Source organism: Streptomyces sp. NPDC039736 (assembly GCF_055596485.1).
This window is the reverse complement of the sequence record NZ_JBVIUQ010000002.1, coordinates 475,183-494,648: the sequence shown is the minus strand read 5'-3', so window position 1 is coordinate 494,648 and position 19,466 is coordinate 475,183. Positions and strand designations below refer to the sequence as shown.

Genomic DNA, 19,466 nt, shown 5'->3' with positions numbered 1-19,466 from the left:
CGACCGACAGAGCTGACAGTCCTGCCCCTCGCCGGCGGCGCCCCGCGCGCCGCATATCGTCCCCTGCATGACCCCCACCCCCAGCCCCCTCACCGCGACGTCCGCCGTACCGACGCAGGCCGTCGTCCTGGCCGGTGGCCAGGGCTCGCGACTGCGCCCGTACACCGACGACCGCCCCAAGCCGATGGTCGAGATTCCCGGCACCGGAACCCCGATCATCGGCCATCAGCTGTCCTGGCTCGCCGCCGAGGGCGTCACTGACGCCGTCGTCTCCTGCGGCCACCTCGCCGAGGTCCTCCAGGACTGGCTCGCCGACCGGGCCTCCGAACTCCCCCTGCGCGTCACGACGGTGGTCGAGACGGAGCCCCTGGGCCGGGGAGGCGGCCTGAAGCACGCGGCGCAGCACCTCCCCGAACCCGGACAGCCCTGGTACGCCGCCAACGGCGACATCTGGACCCGGTTCTCCCTGCGCGACATGGCCGCCTTCCACGCCGAGCGCGACGCCACCGCCACCCTGGCCCTGGCCCGACCGCGCATCCCGTGGGGCGCCGTCGAGACGGACACCTTCGGCAACGTCACCGACTTCATCGAGTCGCCGCCCTCGCCGTACCTCATCAACGCGGGCGTGTACGTCTTCTCCGCCGCCTTCACCGCCCTGCTGCCCGACCTCGGCGACCACGAGCGCACCACGTTCCCCCGCCTGGCCCGCTCCCGCAGCCTGGCCGGCTACCCGATCCCGCAGGGCGCCTACTGGCGTGCCATCGACACCGCGAAGGACCTCACCGAGGCCGCCAAGGAGCTGGCCGCCCAGCGGGGTTGAGGCTCCCACGCACGCACGCACGCATGCGGGAGGGGCCCGGCACCATCGCGGTGCCGGGCCCCTCCGTTCAGCCGTGCGTACGCCTGTCGGCCTACCCGAGCAGTCCGCCGATCACCTTGTCCGCACCCGAACCGCCGCCGGAGCTGCCGCCGTTGGAGCCGCCGCCCGAGGACGAGCCGCCCGAGGAGGACCCGCCGGTGCTCGAATCGCCGGTGCTGCCGCCACCGGAGGCGGTGCCGCCGCCGCTGGAGGACGGTCCCGCCGTGGCGGTCGGACCGGCGGTGCTCGCCGCCGGGGGGGTGTTCCGGGTGGGCGTGCGGCCCGTGGAACCCTGCTTCCGGCTCGGGCCCGCGGTCGTGCCCGCGGTGGCCGTGGCCCGCGGACCGGCCGACGTGCTGGGCCTCGCCGACGGCTTGACCGAGGCGGAGGCCGAGGGCCTGGGCGCCTTGCGCTCCGGGGTCTTGGGGGTGCGCTGGACGCCGGGCTCCTTGGGGAGCGGACGGCCGGGCAGGTGGTTCGCCGGGTCGTCCTCGGGTCCGGGCACGACGACCTCCGCCGAGCGGACCGCTCCGCCGAGCACCGAGCCGACCAGCAGGGTGAGGCCGACGACCAGCGTGACCATCAGGAAGCCGCGCCGCAGCACCCGCCGCCGCAGCTCCCACACCTCGCTGCGCGGGCCCAGCGTCCGCCAGGCCTCGCCCGTGAGCCGGGAGTCCATCGAGTAGACCGGAGCGCCCGCGATGATCAGCGGCGACCAGGCGGCGAGGTAGATGATGTCCGGCGCGTCGTAGGCCGGGACGCTCTTCCAGCTCACGGTCAGCAGCAGCGCCGCCGACAGCAGCGTCCCGACGACCGCCGCGACCCGCTGCCACAGCCCCAGCACGGTGAGCACGCCCACGATGACCTGGAGGAAGGCCACGCTGAGCCCCGCGCCCACCGGGTGCTGGAGCGCGAAGTCGCGCAGCGGCTCGGCGAGCGGCCACGGGTGCAGCGCGTTGAGCCACTTGACCATGGAGCCGCGCTCGCCGCCGTCGAAGAAGACGGGGTCGCAGAGCTTGCCCATGCCCGCGTAGATGGAGATGAAGCCGAGGAAGACGCGCAGCGGCAGCAGCACCACGCCGAGGTTCATCCGCCGGTCGGGGTAGAAGGAGTGCCGCGAGCGCCCGTCGGCGCGCTCGTCCGGCCTCTCGTCCTCGTCCTCGTACGGGACTTCCTCGTCGGTCTCGTACGTGTCGTACGCGCCCTCGGCCTGCCGCATGCGGGGCAGCATCCGGGGGGGCTCGCCCGTCGCGCCGGCGACGGCCGGGGTCTGCATGGTGTCGTCGGGGAGCCGCCCCGGCGGCCCGACGCGCGGGATGAGCTGGGTCGCCCCGGCGTCGAGGTCGTCGGACGCGTCGAGGGGGCGGGTCGCGGTCGAGTCGCGCACGGCCTGGAGGAGTCCGCCCGCGCCGGGGTCGCCCGGCTCGGACCTGCCCGTCCACACGACGGGCGTCCGGCGGCGTCCGGCCGCCGCGCCCGCCGCCGCTCCGACGGCCGCTCCCGCCCCGCTGAGGGCTCCCGCCCCGCTGAGCGCGGGGATCCTCGCCGTCCGGTCGTCCAGAGCACCCCGCACCACGGTGGGGCGCGCGCTCTGGCTCGGGGCGAGCTGCACGCGGAAGCTGGCGTGGTTGACGATGACCTGCGCCGGGTCGCAGGGCACCTTGACCATGCTCAGTGCGGGCTGATCGTCGAACCCGGGTGTTCTGGTGTCCACACTCATCTAACCGAGTGAAGTGTGTTGAGGACACTGCCTTGACGCCTTCGATCTGTCCGAGACCCGTCAAACTGACACGATCTCGCCCCGTTCCCGCCGACACCGCAGGTCACCACAGGTGGACGAGAAGGGCCCCGGACGGAATCCGGGGCCCTCGGCACGACCGGACGCGCTACTTCCGGCGACGCGCCGTCTCGTACAGGACGATCCCGGCCGCGACACCGGCGTTCAGCGACTCCGCGCCGCCCGGCATCGAGATCCGCACCCGGTAGTCGCAGGTCTCGCCGACCAGGCGGCCCAGGCCCTTGCCCTCGCCGCCGATGACGATGCAGACCGGGCCCGCGAGCTGCTCCAGGTCCTCGACCTTGTGCTCGCCGTCGGCGGCGAGGCCGACGACCGTGACACCGGCCTTCTTGTACTCCTCCAGCGCGCGGGTCAGGTTGGTGACGCGCGAGACGGGGGTGCGGGCGGCGGTGCCGGCGGAGGACTTCCACGCGCCGGCGGTCATGCCGGCCGCGCGCCGCTCGGGCACGACGACGCCGTGGCCGCCGAAGGCGGAGGTGGAGCGGATGATCGCGCCGAGGTTGCGCGGGTCGGTCACGCCGTCCAGCGCGACGACCAGGGGCTCCTCGTGGTTGTCGTACGCCGCGTCCAGCAGGTCCTGCGGGTGGGCGTACTCGTACGGCGGGACCTGGAGGACGACGCCCTGGTGGTTGAGGCCGTTGGTCATCCGGTCCAGCTCGGCGCGCGGCGCCTCCATGAGGTTGATCTTGCCGCGCTCGCCGGCGAGCTGGAGGATCTCGCGGACCCGCTCGTCGTTGTCGATGTACTGCTGGATGTAGAGCGTGATGGCGGGGACGCCGTCGCGCAGGGCCTCGTAGACCGGGTTGCGGCCGACGACCATCTCCGAGGTGCCCTTGGCGCCGCCGCGGCGCGGGGCGGGGCGGCGGGCCTGGGCGTGCTTGGCCTTGGCGGTGGCGAGACGGTTCGCCTTGTGCTTCTTGCGGTCCTCCGCCTTCGGGGTCGGGCCCCTGCCCTCGAGACCCTTGCGGCGCTGCCCGCCGCTGCCGACCTGCATGCCCTTCTTGTTGGACGTGCGTCGGTTCCTGCGCTGGCTGTTGCCGGCCATGACTACCTGTTTCCTGTGGATCCGGCGATCCACATGGTGATGCAGATCGTCTATGCGTCGTTCGTGTGTACGTCAATGAAGTGTGCCGCCCGGGAGCCCGGGCGGCACGTCGGTAAGCCCTGGGACAGCCCCTAGCGGGGCCCGAGCGTCCACCTCGGTCCGGCCGGGCTGTCCTCGATGACCAGGCCCGTCTGCTGGAGCTGGTCGCGGATGGCGTCGGCCGCCGCCCAGTCCTTGCGCTCGCGCGCGGACTGGCGCTGGTCGAGGACGAGCCGTACGAGGGTGTCGACGACCCCGTGCAGGTCCTCGCCGCGGTCGGACTCGCCGGCCCAGTGCGGGTCGAGCGGGTCCAGGCCCAGGACACCGAGCATGGCACGGACCTCGGCGAGGCGGGCCACCGCGGCTTCCTTGTCGTCGGCGGCGAGGGCGGAGTTCCCCTGGCGGACGGTGGTGTGGATGATCGCGAGGGCCTGCGGGACGCCGAGGTCGTCGTCCATGGCCTCCGCGAACGCCGGGGGCACCTCGGCGGCGGGCTGGACCGGCCCCGCCTTCTCCACCACGCGCTGCACGAAGCCCTCGATGCGCGCGAAGGCGGACTCCGCCTCGCGCAGGGCCTCCTCGCTGTACTCGATGGCGGAGCGGTAGTGCGGGGTGCCGAGGTAGTAGCGCAGCACGATCGGCCGCCAGGTCTTGACCATCTCGGAGACGAGGACCGAGTTCCCGAGGGACTTGGCCATCTTCTCGCCGGCCATCGTCACCCAGTGGTTGTGCACCCAGAAGTTCGCGAAGTCGTCGCCGAACGCCTTGGCCTGGGCGATCTCGTTCTCGTGGTGCGGGAAGATCAGGTCGATGCCGCCGCCGTGGACGTCGAAGGCCCGGCCGAGGTACTTGTGCGCCATGGCCGAGCACTCCAGGTGCCAGCCGGGACGGCCGCGGCCCCAGGGGGACGCCCAGCTGGGCTCGCCCGGCTTGACGGCCTTCCACATGGCGAAGTCGCGGGGGTCGCGCTTGCCGGTGATGCCCTCCTCGGCGGGCTGGCGCAGTCCGTCGAGCTCCTGGTTGGAGAGCTCCAGGTAGCCGTCGTACGAGCGGACGTCGAAGTAGACGCTGCCGTCGGCCTCGTACGCGTGCCCGCGCTCGATCAGGCCCTGCATCATCTCGACCATCTCGGTGATGTGACCGGTGGCGCGGGGCTCGTAGGTGGGCGGCAGGCAGCCGAGAGCGGTGTAGCCGTCGTTGAAGACGCGCTCGTTCTCGTAGCCGATGGCCCACCACGGGCGGTCCTGCTCGGCCGACTTCGCGATGATCTTGTCGTCGATGTCGGTGACGTTGCGGACGAAGGTCACGTCGTAGCCGCGGTGGGCGAACCACCGCCGCATGATGTCGAAGTTCAGTCCCGACCGGATGTGCCCGATGTGCGGGGCGGCCTGCACGGTGGCGCCACACAGGTAGATCGAGACACAGCCCGGGACGAGCGGGGTGAAGTCACGCGTCTGCCGGGCGCTGGTGTCGTACAGGCGAATAGTCACCTCTCAAGGGTACTGAGTGTTTGCCGTGCCACGGGCCCGTACCCCGCGCGGAGGCCCGGCGGGACACGGGCCGGGGCGCCCGTCAGATGTTGCCGACGACCTTGCGGGCCCGCACGCGGACGACGACGCGCTCGGTGTCGTCGACGGCGGTCGGGTTGAACTCGGCGTACTTCTTGCCGGTGTACTTCACGGACAGCTCGTCGATGAGCTCCTGACCGCCCTCGGTCGTCAGCTCGGCGGTGCCGCGGATCTCGGCGTAGGAGTAGGGGGCGTCGAAGGGCTGGAGGAGGACGGTGACGCGGGGGTCGCGCCGCAGGTTCTTCTCCTTCCGCCTGCCGAGCGTCGTCGAGAACAGCACGTCGTCCCCGTCCCGCTTCACCCAGACCGGTGAGACCTGGGGGCTGCCGTCGGGCTGGATGGTGGCGACGGAGATGAAGACGGGGGTGTCGAGGAGTGCCTTGAGCTGGTCGCTGAGTGCGGCGGTCACGGTGTTCGCGTCCTTCCGGGGGTCACGGGTACGGCTTGGCCTCTCTACGTCTACCCGGTCGCCCGCTCCCCATGGCGGAGGCAGCGCGCGAGAAGCGCTCCGGCCAGTGGCACGGCGGCCAGGACGCTCCACAGGACCACGCCCCCGCCGGCCGTCAGCGTGCCGGTGGCGGAGCTCCCCACCAGCACGACCAGCCCCGACACGGAGGACAGCGCCCCCATGGCGAGTCCGAGGTGCCGGTCGTCGACGAGGTCGGGCACGAGGGCGCGGGCGGCGGGCACGAGCAGCATCTGCCCGAGCGTGACGGCGACGACGAGGAACGCGCCGGGAAGCAGTCCGGCGGCCCCGGTGAGGCGCAGGGGCACGGAGGCGGCGACGCCGAGGAACCCGGCCCCCACCACGCACAGCCCGCTGACCAGCGCGGTACGCAGTCCCAGCCGCCGGCCCGCCCACCGGGTGACGGGAAGCTGCACGGACACCACCAGCAGCGAGGACAGCGCGAACAGCCACCCGAGCGCGGCCTGCGAGCCGGTCGCCCGCTCCACCTCGGCGGGCAGGGAGAGGTAGAGCTGGTTGTACGCGACGAGGTAGGAGCCGTACGCCAGGCACACGACGGCGAAGCCGGGGCCGGCCAGCAGCGCCCGCACCCCGCCCCGCCGGTGCTCCCGCTCGTGCGCCCCTTCGCGGGCGGGCATCAGCCGCCAGTGCCCGGCCAGCACGGCCACGAACACCGCGGCCCCCGCCAGACAGACCGCCCGGAACCCGGCCCCCAGCAGCAGGGACCCCAGCAGCGGCCCGAGGAACGCGCCCGCCTGCCCGGCCGCCGAGAACACGGCCAGCACCTGGGCCCGGGGCGTCCCGGTCGCCGCCTCGAACCGCACGGCCTCCCGCGCGGTCTCCGACTCGACGGCGGGCGAGAACAGCGCCGCCGCGAACCCGATCAGCAGGACGGCCCCGACCACGGTCGCCGTCTCCCCCGCGAACGCCAGCCAGCCGAACCCGGCGATCCGCAGCACGCACCCCACCAGCACCACGGGCCTCGGCCCGTACCGGTCGGTGAGGGCCCCGCCGACGACGAACAGCCCCTGCTGGCTGAAGGTGCGCAGCCCCAGCACGAACCCGACCGCCCACCCGGCCATTCCGAGCACCGTGCCGAGATGCTGCGCCAGGTACGGCAGCACGGCGAAGAACCCCACGTTGAACGCGAGCTGCGTCCCCACCAGAAGCCGCAGGTACGCCGGCAGCCCCCGCACCTCCCGGAACACCCGCCACCGGCCCCGGGGCGCCGGGGCGGTCCCCTCCGCCCCGGTCCTCTCGGGCGACGGGGCCGCCTTCCCCGCCGTCCCCGTCCCCTTGGGCTCCCCCGTCCCCTTGGGCGACGCTCCCCCCGCCCCCTTGGGCGACAGGGCCGCCCCCAGGGGGCGGAACGGGCGGGCGAGAGGGCGGCCCCGCCCGCTCCCGGCCCGCCCGGACGCCGCCCTCCGGCCCGCCCCGGCGCCGGTCGCCGCCCTCTCGTCGGGGCCGCCGGGGTCCGGGCCCGCCCCGGCCCCGCCGCAGCCGCCCCCGTCCGGCCCCCTCACACCCGTACCTCCGCGACCCCTTCGTCCACAGCTGTGGACGACCGCCCGCGCCGTCCGCCTCCCACGACCGCCGCCCACAGCACCGCCCCCGTCCCCAGCGCCACCAGCGCCCCCGCAGGTCCCAGCACCGCCCACGGCGCCCGTTCCGCGTACGGCATGTTCTCGGCCAGCATCCGCCCCCACTCGGGGGCCGGCGGCGCCGCACCCAGTCCGAGGAAGCTCAGCGAGGCGAGGGCCAGGGCGAGCGCCGGAACGCGCAGCACCGCGTGCCGGACGACCCCCGGCAGCACCCCCGGCAGGATGTGGTAGCGCAGCACCCACCCGGGCCCGGCCCCCGCCGCCCGGGCCGCCGCCACATGCGGAGCGGCCCGTTCCTGCTCGTACAGCGCCCGGGTGTGCGCGGCCAGCGGCGCCCAGGCCACCACCGACACCGCGACCGCGGCCGCCACCGCGCCCGGGCCCGCGACGCCCGCGACCACCAGGCCCGCGACGATCGCGGGCAGCGCGTTGACCATCTCGGTGAAGCCCCCGGCCCCGGGGACCAGTCCCACCAGCACCCCGATCACCAGTGTCACCGCGGAGACCGCCAGCGCCGCCAGCACCGTCCGTCCCGCCCCGTGCCCGAGCCGGGCCAGCGTGTCGCGGCCGAGCGAGTCCGTGCCGAGGGGATGCCCGGCCCCGGGCCCCGCCAGCCGGGCCGTCACGTCGATGGCGTACGGGTCCCGCAGCAGCCCCGCCACCACCACCCCCACGAACACCAGCGTCACCAGCACGGCCCCCCACCGCACCGCCCGCCCCGCCGCGAGCCGGGGCCTGACCAGCGTCGGCAGCGCACCGTCCCGCAGCGCGGGCCCGAGGAGCAGCCGCCCGAGCCCCCGCACCACGAGTCCCGCCGCCACCCCGAGCAACAGCAGCACCAGCACGGCCGCCTGAAGCACCGGCAGGTCCTGGGCCAGGGCGGCGCTCAGCGCGGTGCCGCCGAGACCCGGAATCGCGAAGAGGGTCTCCACCGCGACCGCCCCGCCCGTCAGCCCGACCACCACGAACCCGAACTGCGGCAGCACCCCGGGCAGCGTCCGGCGCAGGGCGTGCCGCGCCACCCGGGCGCCGGGAATGCCGCGGGCCGCGGCCGCCCGCGCCCAGGGCTCCGCGAAGGCCGCCGGCAGCGCGTCGTCCAGCAGCCGCCCGAGCAGCGCGCCCGCCGGGACGCCCATGGCGACGGCGGGGAGGACGGCCGAGGAGAAGGTCCCCCAGCCCACCGCGGGGAACCACCCCGCCTGCACGGCGAAGACCGTCGCCAGCACCGCCGCGACCAGGAACTCCGGCAGCGCGGCGAGCGCCGCCCCGAGCACGCCCGCCCGCGCCCGGACGAGCCCGCGCCGCGCCCCGAGCCGCAGCGTCCGCAGGCACAGCAGCCCCGCCAGCACCACGGCCACCAGCAGCGAACAGCCCATCAGGGTCAGGGAGACCCCGAGGGCGGCCGTCACGTCCGGGCCGACGGGCGCGCCCGACACCCACGACACCCCGAAGTCCCCGTGCGCGACCCCGCCCAGCCAGTCGCCCAGCACCTGCGGCGGACCGCCGTCGAGGCCGGTCTCCGCGCGGATCGCGGCGAGCACCCCGGGGGTCGGCGGCCGGTCGGCGTACCGCGCGTGCAGGATGGTCAGAGCCGGATCGTTCCTGGTCAGCCAGGGCAGCAGCCCGACGGCCAGCACCATGCCGACGAGGGCGGCGGCCCTCCCGGCGAGCCCTCCCAGCCTCATCCGATGCGCGTGTCGGCGGTGACCAGCGTCCGCTCCGTCGGGTCGAGCGAGACGCCCTCGACGCCCTTGCCGACGCCCTGCACGAACCGCTCGTGCACCAGCGGAACCACCGCGTCCGTGCGCAGCACGGCCGCCTCGGCCTTCATCTCGGCGGCCTGCCGGTCCGGGGTCCCGGCGGCGGAGACGGTCGCGGCGACGGCCGCGTCGACCTGCTTGTCGCAGAGCTGGGCGATGTTGAAGGACCCGGCGCAGGTGAAGTCGCTGGCCAGGTACGAGGACGGGTCGCCGGTGTCGAGCAGGGTGTTGCGCGGCAGGATGAACGCGTCGAACTTCCCGCCGAGCGCGTCGGCCTCCATCTGCGCGTAGTCCCGGACCACCTGGCGGACCCGGAAGCCCGCCTTCTCCCACTGCTGCTGCACGGCCGTGGCGACCTCGGGCAGCTCGGGCCGGTTGGTGTAGGTGGCGAGGACGATCTCGCCGGCGGCCGTGACCTCGTCCTTCGGTGCGGGGGCGGTCCGGTCCGCGACGGGCACGCGCTGCTTCGCCGCCCAGCCGACGCCCGGCCCGAAGAGGCCCTGCGCGGTGTCGGCCCGGCCCTCGTACACGCCCTCGACCAGCGCCTTGCTGTCGACGGCGGTGCGGGCGGCGGCCCGCAGCGCGGCGTCCGCGAAGGGGCCCTTCCGGGTGTTGAGGTACAGGCTGTTGGTGCGCGCGGTGGGCACCTCGCGGACCTGCCCCTCGTCCAGCAGGGAGGCCTGCGAGACGGGCACGTACTCGGCGATGTCGGTCTGCCCGGCGCGCAGGGCGTTGGCCCGCGCCTTGCCGTCGGCGACGAACTTCACATCGACGCCGGGGGCCTTGGCCTTCGTGCCCCAGTAGGAGTCGTTCCTGGTCAGGGTCGCGCTGACGGCGCCGTTGAGCTCGGTCAGGGTGAACGGGCCGGTGGCGTGCCCGGCGGGGTTCACCTTGCCGCCGCCGTACGCGCCCGCCGACAGGATCGCCAGCGAGGGGTTCGCCAGGCGCTGGGGCAGCAGCGGGTCGGCGGTCTTCGTCGTGATGCGTACGGTCTGGGCGCCGCCGGAGACGACGGCCTCGGCCTCGATGTCCGTGTCGCTGAGCACGCGCGGCTTGGGTGAGGCCTGTTCGGCGGCGGCCAGCGCGCGCACGACGGACTCGGCGTCGACCGGCTTGCCGTCCTGGAAGACGGCCTTACGGAGGGTGAAGGTCCAGGCCCTGTCGCCGTCGGGCTTCCACCCGGTGGCCAGCGCGGGCAGCGCCTCGCCGTTCCTGCCGAGCGCGGTGAGCCCCTCGACGACCGCGAGACGGCTGAGGGTCACGGCGTCGTCGCCGTACGGGGACATGGCCTGCGCGGGCGGAAAGGCGAGCGAGACCCGCAGCCGTCCGCCGTCCCCCGAGCCCGTCGCACTTCCGGAACCACCGCCTCCGCAGGCCGTGACGGTCAGGGCGAGCGTGGCGGCGGTCGCTGCGAGGGGCAGCGCGGCACGACGGCGTATCGAGGACATGTCACGACCCTACCTGAAAACGATTGTCACCTAGCGGGCGGCGATCTCCGCGACGGGCAGCTCGAAGTGGACGATGCCCTGCCCCCCGCCGGGCAGCTTCCGCTCGTCGCAGACCTCGGTCGCCAGCGAGCGCCAGAACGGCTCGGCGCCCGGAACGGCGGGGTCGGTGTGCAGATAGACCGCCTCGTACCCGCCGGCCTTGACGACAAAGTCGCACAGTTCACTCACCAGCGCGCGGGCGAGCCCGTGCCGCCGGTGTTCCGGGCGGACGTAGATCCGGCACAACTGGGCGGTGGTCCCGGACGGGAAGCGCTCGGCGACCCATTCCGGATTGGGCGGCGCCTGGGGCCCCTGGTCGCGGACGGCTCCGGTGGCGACGATCCCGCCGTCCTTCTCGACCACCAGGAGGGTGCGCCGCTCGGGGCGCAGATACGTTCCGTCGGGGTCGATGATGTCCGCGTGCCAGCGCGGGACGTACCCGGACCCCAGGTCGCGGTAGACGGTGTCCAGCATGACGGCGCGGGCCCCGCCGACGTCCTCGGGGGTCGCGGGCCGCAGCACGTATCCGGCGGGGACGCCGGTCCTGACCTCGGTCGCCACCGTCACCGTCGGCCTCCACTCCTGTCGCACGCCTTGCCGTACCAGCGTACGTGCAAGGCGTGCGCAAGAGCGGAACGGGAGGTTCAGCCGCACCGGGCACGCGGCCTCAGGCGCGGTGGACCAGCGCCGTGGCGATCGCCGCGAGACCCTCGGCGCGCCCGGTGAGCCCGAGCCCGTCACTGGTCGTCCCGGACACCGAGACCGGTGCGCCGACCGCCGCGCTCAGCACCTTCTGGGCCTCCTCGCGCCGCTTGCCGATCTTGGGCCGTACGCCCACGACCTGCACGGCGACGTTCCCGATCTCGAAGCCCTCGGCCCGTACGATCCGGGCCGCCTCGGTGAGCAGCGTCACCCCGGACGCGCCCGCCCACTCCGGGCGCCCCGTCCCGAAGTGCGCCCCGAGGTCGCCGACCCCGGCGGCGGAGAACAGCGCGTCGCAGGCGGCGTGGGCGACGACGTCCGCGTCCGAGTGCCCGGCCAGCCCGAACTCCTCGTCCGGCCAGTGCAGTCCGGCGCACCACAGTTCGCGGCCGCGCTCGAAGGCGTGGATGTCGGTCCCGATGCCGACCAGCGGCATGACCGGCCTGTTGTCCTCAGAAGCCATCGTTGGCCCTCCTCCGTGCGAGTACCGCCTCGGCCAGCACCAGGTCCAGCGGCCGGGTCACCTTGAACGCCTCTTCGTGCCCGGGCACCACCACGACCGGCCGGCCGAGCCGCTCGACCATACCGGCGCAGTCCGTGGCCCCGTCCCCGGCGGCGGGGACGGTCGCGTGGGCGTGCGCCAGCACGGCGCGGTCGAAGCCCTGCGGCGTCTGCACGGCCCGCAGCAGCGCCCGCTCGGGCGTCGCGACGACCGGTTCCGGCGTGCCGTGCGGCCTCGGCTCGACCTGCTTGACGGTGTCGGCGAGCGGCAGCGCGGGCACCACGGCGACGGCCCCGTCGCGTACCGCCTCGACGACCGCGTCCACGGTGTCCACCGGGACGAGCGGCCGTGCCGCGTCGTGCACCAGTACGGCGGCGATGTCGTCCGGCAGCGCCTCCAGACCCAGCCGCACGGACTCCTGGCGGGTGTCGCCGCCGGGCACGACCAGGAACTCGGTGCGCTCGGGCAGCGCGTGCTCGTACTCGTCGAGCAGGCTCTTGACCTCGCCCGCACCGTCGGCGGGGGCCACCACGACCACCAGGGAGACGTACCGGGAGGCGGCCATCGCGCGCACGGCGTGCACCAGCATGGGGGTTCCGTTGAGGGTACGGAGCGCCTTGGGGGCGCCGGGGCCCAGGCGGACACCACGGCCGGCGGCCGGGATGACGGCCGCGGTGCGGGTGGGGCGCGCGGGGTTCGCGGCGGTGTCCGCGGAGCTCGCGGCGGGGCTCTCGCGGGGGCTTTCGGAGGGCGCAGAGGGGTGTTCGACTGTCATGGACTACTCCGGAGGTTTGTGTCCTCGTCCCCCATGGGTATGGCCACAGCGAGCCGGGCGCGACGCCCTGACCGGACCCCTTCCGTGACAGTCGGACGGGGCGGCGCATCGGCAGCGCGAAAAAAACCGCATGCGGGATCAGGCGCGGGGAACGTAGAAAGAAGAATGCCGCGGTGTCCGAACGGCCGACTGCGGACACAGTCGGTCGCCGGGCACCACGGCATCACTCACACCATCAACGCACGCACCCGGGTGCAGCCGGGCACGTGAACAAACGGTTACGACGCGAGAACCTCGTCCAGCAGGGCCTCGGCCTTGTCCTCATTGGTGTTCTCCGCGAGCGCCAGCTCGCTCACCAGGATCTGGCGTGCCTTCGCGAGCATGCGCTTCTCGCCGGCGGAGAGACCGCGCTCGCGCTCACGACGCCACAGGTCGCGCACTACCTCGGCGACCTTGATCACGTCGCCCGAAGCGAGCTTCTCCAGATTCGCCTTGTAACGACGGGACCAGTTCGTGGGCTCTTCCGCGTACGGTGCGCGCAGCACCTCGAAGACCCGGTCCAGCCCGTCCTGGCCGACCACATCGCGTACACCGACGAACTCCGCATTGTCCGCAGGCACACGAACAGTCAAGTCGCCCTGGGCGACCTTGAGCACCAAGTAGGTCTTGTCCACGCCTTTGATCTGACGAGTCTCAATGGCCTCGATCAGCGCGGCCCCGTGATGGGGATAGACCACGGTGTCGCCAACCTTGAACGTCATGTGACAGGTACCCCTTCCGTGGCTATCCAGAGTAACACGGAAACTGCTTGTTCTGAATGGCGTTTCCGCAGGTCAGGGCATATCTCGGGGCTTGACAACTACGACAGGAACGTGCTGCGGAGGCCTTCCGGAAGACGGTATTCGCAGGTGGGAGCGGCTGTGCGGGCGACGAGAAACGTGTACGTTACGCGCACCACAGAGCCCTGCGGAGCGCCCGAAAGTCCCGGTTTGCCGGGTTCCACGAGGTGAACTTCACCTACTCCGTTCGGAGATCGATCACCCGTCCGGCGGCAATGCGGGCCGGCTCCCCGCCCACTGCGCGCCAATCCCGAATTGATCACGGTCCCCTTGATCAATTCCGTGGGCAATATCCCGCCATTGAACGCTGTACGAATTCCGCCAGCCGTTCGCGGCCGCGCGGGGACGGCGACCGCCGGGGCCGATCGGGACCGCCCCGGCACGCCGACCGGCGCGGGGGGCGGGTCGGGTGCGGAGGCGGGTCGGCGAGTCGATAACCTAAGCCGGAATCAAGTCCCCCCGTCCGTAACGTCCAAGGAGTTGCCGCCGCCGTGAGCCGCAGCCTTCGACGCGGCACCCTCGCCGCCACCGCCCTCGCGTTCTCGATCGTCTCGCTCGCCGCATGTGGCGCCGGCAACGACGCACAGACCCTGCAAGTCAAGCCGGACAACGCCGCGATCTCCGTCGACAACGGACAGATCAAGATCCAGAACGCGCTGGTGATCACCCAGCCGCTGGACGAGAAGACCAAGAAGGCCGGCAAGGGCGACGCCGTGGTCTCCGCGACCGTCTTCAACGACGGCGACAAGCCGCAGACCCTGGACTCCGTCAAGCTCGGCGACTCCGCCGCCCAGGTGAAGCTCACCTCCGGCAAGGCGCAGGGCGGCAAGCCCGGCCCGATCACCGTGCCGGCCGGCGGTTCCGTGATCATCGGCGGCAAGGACAACGCCTCCGCCGTCGTCGCGAACGGCAGTGAGGCCGAGGGCCCCCAGCTCGGCAAGGCACAGCCGGTCACCTTCTCCTTCAGCGAGACCGGCGACGTGACGCTGAAGGCGTTCGTCGTCCCGGCCGTCGGCCACTTCGAGGGCTTCGGCCCGGACAAGGTCCCGGCCGCCCCGTCCGGCACCCCGTCCCCGACCGGCTCGCCCTCGGGCACCCCGGCCTCCGGCGCCCCGACCGGCACGCCCGCCGGTTCGCCCTCGGGCACCCCGGCGAAGAACGGCGCCGCGAAGAACACTCCGCCGGCCAACGGCGCGGCCACCGGCGCGGGCACGGCTCGCTGACGCCGCCGCAGCCGTCCGTACGACGAGGGGCCCCGCCGGAATCGGATTCCGGCGGGGCCCCTCGTCGTACGCGGTACGCGGTACGCGGTGCGCGTGCGGCGGTGGCAGGCGCACGGAAGTCGTACGCGCCCGGCGGTCGTACGCACCCGGCGGTCATGCGCGTGCAGCGGTTTACGGCTCGAACTTGTAGCCCAGGCCCCGCACCGTGACCAGGTAGCGCGGGGCGCCCGGGTCCGGCTCGATCTTGGCCCGCAGGCGCTTGACGTGGACGTCGAGGGTCTTGGTGTCGCCGACGTAGTCCGCGCCCCAGACCCGGTCGATGAGCTGCATGCGGGTCAGCACGCGGCCCGCGTTGCGCAGCAGCATCTCGAGCAGGTCGAACTCCTTGAGGGGGAGGTCGATCTTGGCCCCGGCGACGGTGACGACGTGCCGGTCGACGTCCATCCGTACCGGACCGGCCTCCAGGGCGGCCGGGGTGACCTCCTCCGGTTCGCCCCGGCGGCGCAGGACGGCGCGGATGCGGGCGATCAGCTCGCGGGAGGAGAAGGGCTTGGTGACGTAGTCGTCGGCCCCTATCTCCAGGCCGACGACCTTGTCGATCTCGCTGTCCTTGGCGGTCACCATGATCACGGGGACGTTGGAGCGCACCCGGAGCTGGCGGCAGACCTCGGTGCCGGGCAGGCCGGGCAGCATGAGGTCCAGGAGGACGAGGTCGGCGCCGTTGCGCTCGAACTCGTCGAGGCCGTCGGGGCCGGTCGCCGCGATCGCGACCTCGAAGCCCTCCTTGCGGAGCATGTAGGACAGGGCGTCGCTGAAGGATTCCTCATCCTCGACGACGAGCACTCGGGTCACGGAAGGACCTCCGGGGCAGGGGTGATCTCACGGATGGGGGTCTTGTGCGCGGGGTCGGCGGCGGCCGGGGCTTCGTCGTCGAAGCCCTCGACCGCGTCGGCGTCCCCGGGCCCGACGAGGGGACGGCCGGGGGTGTGCTCCACCCTGGTCTCGCGGACGGAGCCCGCTTCGGGCAGCCGCAGGGTGAAGGTGGAGCCCTGTCCCTCGGAGCTCCACACGGTGACCTCGCCGCCGTGCGAGGCGGCGACGTGTTTGACGATGGCCAGGCCCAGGCCGGTGCCTCCGGTGGCGCGGGAGCGGGCCGGGTCGACGCGGTAGAACCGCTCGAAGACGCGGTCGCGGTCGCGTTCGGAGATGCCGATGCCCTGGTCGGTGACGGCTATCTCTATGAGGTCGCCGCCGACGGCGGGCACCCGGCGGGCGGCGACGGCGACCTTGGTGCCGGCCGGGCTGTAGTTGACGGCGTTCTCCACCAGGTTGCCGAGGGCGGCGGCGAGCTGGCCGCGGTTGCCCCAGACGTGCAGGCCGGAGGTGCCGCCGGCCTGCATGGCGATCTGCTTGGTGGAGGCCGTCTGGCGGCTGCGGTCGATGGCCTCGGCGACCAGCTCGTCCACCCGTACCGGTTCGGAGTCCTCCAGCGGGTCGTCGTTCTGCACCCGGGAGAGGTCGATCAGCTCCTGGACCAGGGAGGTCAGGCGGGTCGCCTCGATCTGCATGCGGCCGGCGAACCGGGTCACCGCCTCCGGGTCGTCGGAGGCGTCCATGACGGCCTCCGACAGCAGGGACAGCGCCCCCACCGGGGTCTTCAGCTCGTGGCTCACGTTCGCGACGAAGTCGCGGCGCACCGCTTCGATGCGACGGGCCTCGGTGAGGTCCTCCACCAGGAGCAGCACGAGCCGCGAACCCAGTGGCGCGACCCGGGCGGACACCGCGAGCGCCTCGCCGCGGCCGGTGCCGCGGCGCGGCAGGTCCAGCTCGACCTGGCGTATCTCCCCGTCGCGTCGGGTGTCGCGGGCCATGTGGATCATCGGCTCGACCGCCAGCTTTCCGCCTCGGACCAGGCCCAGGGCGTACGCCGCCGAGCTGGCCTTCACCACGTTGTCGCTCTCGTCGAGCACCACCGCGGAGGAGCGGAGCACGGAGAGGACGGTGTCCACTCCCGGCGGCAGCGTGGCGTTCACCTCGGGGCGCACGGCGGCGCGGGTGGGACGCTTCTGTTCGCGTTCGCTCCAGCGGAACGCCAGCATGGCGATGATGCCGGTGCACAGACCGGCTATCGCTGCTGCTGCGGCCACTGCCGCGTTCACGTCCATGTGCACAAGGTTATGCCTGGTCACCGACACTGCCCCAAGCGAATGGGTGCGGCCTCGAACGTTCGTCGCCCAGAGTTCACCAAGGGGATGGGGGTGGTTCACTTCGGCGGCCGGAACCGGACGCGTATCGGACGGATGGTGGGAGGGTGGGGACCGGAGCCCCGCCAGCCCCCGGAAGACACCGGCCCGCTCCGCAGTGGAGCGCGCCGCTCTCAGAAAGCAGGAACCCCCATGCGGGACGCGTACCACGAGGAACTGGACTCGATCGGTGAGGACCTGGTCGAGATGGCCCGCCTGGTCGGCTCTGCGATAGGGCGCGCCACGACCGCCATGCTGGACGCCGACCTGAAGCTCGCGGAGAGCGTCATCGCGGCCGACCAGAAGGTCGACGACCTCCAGCACGACCTGGAGGCGCGCGCGATCGCCCTGCTGGCCCGCCAGCAGCCGGTCGCCACCGACCTGCGCATCGTCGTCACCTCGCTGCGCATGAGCGCCGACCTGGAGCGTTCGGGCGACCTCGCCCAGCACGTGGCGAAGCTGGCCCGGCTGCGCTTCCCGGCCACGGCCGTGCCCAACGACCTGCACGCGACCATCCTGGAGATGGGCCAGCTCGCCCAGCGCCTGATGGCGAAGGCGGCGGAGGTCATCATCACCAAGGACGTCGACCTGGCCCTCCAGTTGGAGCAGGACGACGACGAGATGGACCTGCTGCACCGCACGCTCTTCACGCACCTGATGGACGACCGCTGGAAGCACGGCATCGAGACCGCCGTCGACGTCACCCTCCTCGGCCGCTACTACGAGCGCTTCGCCGACCACGCGGTCTCGGTCGCCAAGCGCGTCGTGTACCTGGTGACGGGCGAGCACGCGGACGACGTCCAGGCGGCGCAGGAGAACACCGCACAGGCGTGACCGGACGAGCCCGTGCAGGACACGTCGACACCCGTGCTTCCGCGCGCTGTTGATGCGCCCGCCCATCGGGCATGCAATGGGTGGGGGGAGACCGCCCGTCTCTCCTGCCGTGCCTTCGGGCATCGGGCCAGTGATCCATCGAGCACCCGAGGAGATCCCATGGCCGACACCCCCGCCACGACCGACACCCCGCCCGAGCCGGGGGAAGTGACCCGCCTGCCGCTGCTCGGCGCCTGCGGCTGCGGCTCGGGCTGCGGCTGCGGCTGCCAGTCCGGCGCGCCGTGCCAGTGCGGCGGCTGCTGCGGCTGACCGTCACGCGGTACGCACGGAGGGCCCGCCTGCCACGGGCGGGCCCTCGTCATGTCGCGCGCGCCGGCGGCGGCGCGGTGTCCTCGTCATGTCACGGGCGTCGGCGGCGGCGCGGTGTCCTCGTCATGTCACGCGCGCGGCGGCGCGGTGTCCTCGTCACGTCCGTAACGCCCTGCCGGACCGCCTCAGTCCCGCTCCTCACGGCGTCGCCGCCACCGGTCGGCCGCCCACCCGCCGCCCACGGCGGCTCCGGCGGCGGCGGGCCAGGTCACCGCGTCGGGGACGCCCAGGGCGGACAGGAACAACCCGACCAGTCCGCACGCGGCCAGGGCCCCGGCGATCCACACGGCCATCCGCAACTGGCCGTGCAGCCACTGCCGGTACTCGGGTTCCGGGCTCATCCGGCTGCTCCCCTCCGACGACGACCACCGCCGCACCCGCGTACCCGCCCCCGACGGTTTCAGTACGGCCGGCCACGCCCCCGGAACGGCGAGGAGCCCCCGGCCGCGGACTTCCGCGGCCGGGGGCTCCTCGCGTACGGGAGGGGGCTACTTCTTCTTGCCCTGGTTCTTGACCGCCTCGATGGCCGCGGCGGCCGCGTCCGGGTCGAGGTACTTGCCGCCCTTGGTGAGCGGGCGGAAGTCGGCGTCGAGCTCGTAGTAGAGCGGGATGCCGGTGGGGATGTTCAGGCCGGAGATGTCCTCGTCGGAGATGCCGTCGAGGTGCTTGACCAGGCCGCGGAGGCTGTTGCCGTGGGCGGCGACCAGCACGGTCTTGCCGTCCAGGAGGTCCGGGACGATGCCGTCGTACCAGTACGGCAGCATGCGCTCGACGACGTCCTTGAGGCACTCCGTGCGGGGGCGCAGCTCGGAGGGGATGGTCGCGTAGCGGGGGTCGTCCGACTGCGAGAACTCCGTGCCGTCCTCCAGGACCGGCGGCGGGGTGTCGTACGAGCGGCGCCACAGCATGAACTGCTCCTCGCCGAACTCGGCGAGCGTCTGCGCCTTGTCCTTGCCCTGGAGGGCGCCGTAGTGGCGCTCGTTCAGGCGCCAGCTCCGGTGGACCGGGATCCAGTGGCGGTCCGCGGCCTCCAGCGCGAGCTGCGCGGTGCGGATGGCGCGCTTCTGGAGGGAGGTGTGCAGCACGTCCGGGAGGAGACCGGCGGCGGTCAGCAGCTCACCGCCCCGCACTGCTTCCTTCTCGCCCTTGTCGGTGAGGTTGACGTCCACCCAGCCGGTGAACAGGTTCTTCGCGTTCCACTCGCTCTCGCCGTGGCGGAGGAGGATCAGCTTGTACGGTGCGTCGGCCATGCGTACGAGCCTAATGGACATTCCGGGAACCTCGCGCGTGCGGGCGCGCGGGGATGGATTGACGGTCCGCGTCAAATGAATGGCGGGCCGGAGACGGGCTTACGTA

Annotated in this window: 19 protein-coding genes; 4 read left to right on the top strand and 15 right to left on the bottom strand. The window is 73.2% G+C overall.

Annotated elements, in window-relative coordinates:
• The first annotated feature begins 67 nt into the window (after positions 1-67).
• The gene (locus ACZ56L_RS07245) at positions 68-820 is read left to right on the top strand and encodes a nucleotidyltransferase family protein (protein WP_468686561.1); all 753 of its coding nucleotides are present in this window, start codon (positions 68-70) and stop codon (positions 818-820) included.
• Between the two features lie 91 nt (positions 821-911).
• Here the strand turns inward: ACZ56L_RS07245 and ACZ56L_RS07240 are convergent, their stop codons facing one another.
• The 11 genes from ACZ56L_RS07240 to ACZ56L_RS07190 form a co-directional block, all read right to left on the bottom strand.
• A complete protein-coding gene (locus ACZ56L_RS07240; RefSeq protein ID WP_471062357.1) occupies positions 912-2,579 on the bottom strand; it encodes a DoxX family protein in 1,668 nt (555 codons plus the stop codon).
• 166 nt (positions 2,580-2,745) lie between these two features.
• The gene (gene rlmB, locus ACZ56L_RS07235) at positions 2,746-3,702 is read right to left on the bottom strand and encodes a 23S rRNA (guanosine(2251)-2'-O)-methyltransferase RlmB (RefSeq protein ID WP_345221444.1); all 957 of its coding nucleotides are present in this window, start codon (positions 3,700-3,702) and stop codon (positions 2,746-2,748) included.
• Between the two features lie 131 nt (positions 3,703-3,833).
• A complete protein-coding gene (cysS, locus tag ACZ56L_RS07230) occupies positions 3,834-5,231 on the bottom strand; it encodes a cysteine--tRNA ligase (RefSeq protein WP_345221442.1) in 1,398 nt (465 codons plus the stop codon).
• A gap of 82 nt (positions 5,232-5,313) precedes the next feature.
• On the bottom strand, positions 5,314-5,718 hold the full coding sequence (locus ACZ56L_RS07225) for a PPOX class F420-dependent oxidoreductase (RefSeq protein ID WP_345221440.1): 405 nt from the start codon (positions 5,716-5,718) through the stop codon (positions 5,314-5,316).
• A 50-nt stretch (positions 5,719-5,768) separates the two neighbouring features.
• Positions 5,769-7,298 carry an MFS transporter gene (locus ACZ56L_RS07220; RefSeq protein ID WP_471062355.1) on the bottom strand — a complete coding sequence of 510 codons (1,530 nt, stop codon included), beginning with the start codon at positions 7,296-7,298 and terminating at the stop codon, positions 5,769-5,771.
• On the bottom strand, positions 7,295-9,061 hold the full coding sequence (locus ACZ56L_RS07215; protein ID WP_471062353.1) for an ABC transporter permease subunit: 1,767 nt from the start codon (positions 9,059-9,061) through the stop codon (positions 7,295-7,297). The genes ACZ56L_RS07220 and ACZ56L_RS07215 overlap by 4 nt, the downstream gene beginning before the upstream one ends.
• Positions 9,058-10,584, bottom strand: a complete 1,527-nt coding sequence (locus tag ACZ56L_RS07210; RefSeq protein WP_468686551.1) for an ABC transporter substrate-binding protein — start codon at positions 10,582-10,584, stop codon at positions 9,058-9,060. Before ACZ56L_RS07210 ends, ACZ56L_RS07215 begins: the two co-directional genes overlap by 4 nt.
• Positions 10,585-10,614: 30 nt before the next feature.
• On the bottom strand, positions 10,615-11,190 hold the full coding sequence (locus ACZ56L_RS07205; protein ID WP_471062350.1) for a GNAT family N-acetyltransferase: 576 nt from the start codon (positions 11,188-11,190) through the stop codon (positions 10,615-10,617).
• A gap of 100 nt (positions 11,191-11,290) precedes the next feature.
• The gene (ispF, locus tag ACZ56L_RS07200; RefSeq protein WP_345221433.1) at positions 11,291-11,788 is read right to left on the bottom strand and encodes a 2-C-methyl-D-erythritol 2,4-cyclodiphosphate synthase; all 498 of its coding nucleotides are present in this window, start codon (positions 11,786-11,788) and stop codon (positions 11,291-11,293) included.
• On the bottom strand, positions 11,778-12,602 hold the full coding sequence (gene ispD, locus ACZ56L_RS07195; RefSeq protein ID WP_401754707.1) for a 2-C-methyl-D-erythritol 4-phosphate cytidylyltransferase: 825 nt from the start codon (positions 12,600-12,602) through the stop codon (positions 11,778-11,780). Before ispD ends, ispF begins: the two co-directional genes overlap by 11 nt.
• 278 nt (positions 12,603-12,880) lie before the next feature.
• Positions 12,881-13,363, bottom strand: a complete 483-nt coding sequence (locus ACZ56L_RS07190; RefSeq protein WP_003953493.1) for a CarD family transcriptional regulator — start codon at positions 13,361-13,363, stop codon at positions 12,881-12,883.
• 569 nt (positions 13,364-13,932) lie between these two features.
• Here ACZ56L_RS07190 and ACZ56L_RS07185 point away from each other — a divergent pair.
• On the top strand, positions 13,933-14,664 hold the full coding sequence (locus ACZ56L_RS07185) for a copper chaperone PCu(A)C domain-containing protein (protein ID WP_471062347.1): 732 nt from the start codon (positions 13,933-13,935) through the stop codon (positions 14,662-14,664).
• A gap of 171 nt (positions 14,665-14,835) precedes the next feature.
• Here the strand turns inward: ACZ56L_RS07185 and phoP are convergent, their stop codons facing one another.
• Together phoP and phoR are read right to left on the bottom strand one after the other, a co-directional pair.
• On the bottom strand, positions 14,836-15,516 hold the full coding sequence (gene phoP, locus ACZ56L_RS07180; protein ID WP_189822183.1) for a two-component system response regulator PhoP: 681 nt from the start codon (positions 15,514-15,516) through the stop codon (positions 14,836-14,838).
• On the bottom strand, positions 15,513-16,829 hold the full coding sequence (gene phoR / locus ACZ56L_RS07175) for a two-component system sensor histidine kinase PhoR (protein WP_345221423.1): 1,317 nt from the start codon (positions 16,827-16,829) through the stop codon (positions 15,513-15,515). The genes phoP and phoR overlap by 4 nt, the downstream gene beginning before the upstream one ends.
• Positions 16,830-17,060: 231 nt before the next feature.
• Between phoR and phoU the strand changes: the two genes are divergently transcribed.
• Positions 17,061-17,741 carry a phosphate signaling complex protein PhoU gene (gene phoU, locus ACZ56L_RS07170; RefSeq protein ID WP_345221420.1) on the top strand — a complete coding sequence of 227 codons (681 nt, stop codon included), beginning with the start codon at positions 17,061-17,063 and terminating at the stop codon, positions 17,739-17,741.
• Between the two features lie 159 nt (positions 17,742-17,900).
• On the top strand, positions 17,901-18,050 hold the full coding sequence (locus ACZ56L_RS07165) for a hypothetical protein (protein WP_345221418.1): 150 nt from the start codon (positions 17,901-17,903) through the stop codon (positions 18,048-18,050).
• A gap of 185 nt (positions 18,051-18,235) precedes the next feature.
• Here the strand turns inward: ACZ56L_RS07165 and ACZ56L_RS07160 are convergent, their stop codons facing one another.
• Positions 18,236-18,451 carry a hypothetical protein gene (locus ACZ56L_RS07160; protein WP_468686538.1) on the bottom strand — a complete coding sequence of 72 codons (216 nt, stop codon included), beginning with the start codon at positions 18,449-18,451 and terminating at the stop codon, positions 18,236-18,238.
• A gap of 147 nt (positions 18,452-18,598) precedes the next feature.
• A complete protein-coding gene (locus ACZ56L_RS07155) occupies positions 18,599-19,360 on the bottom strand; it encodes a phosphoglyceromutase (RefSeq protein ID WP_345221413.1) in 762 nt (253 codons plus the stop codon).
• Positions 19,361-19,466 lie beyond the last annotated feature (106 nt).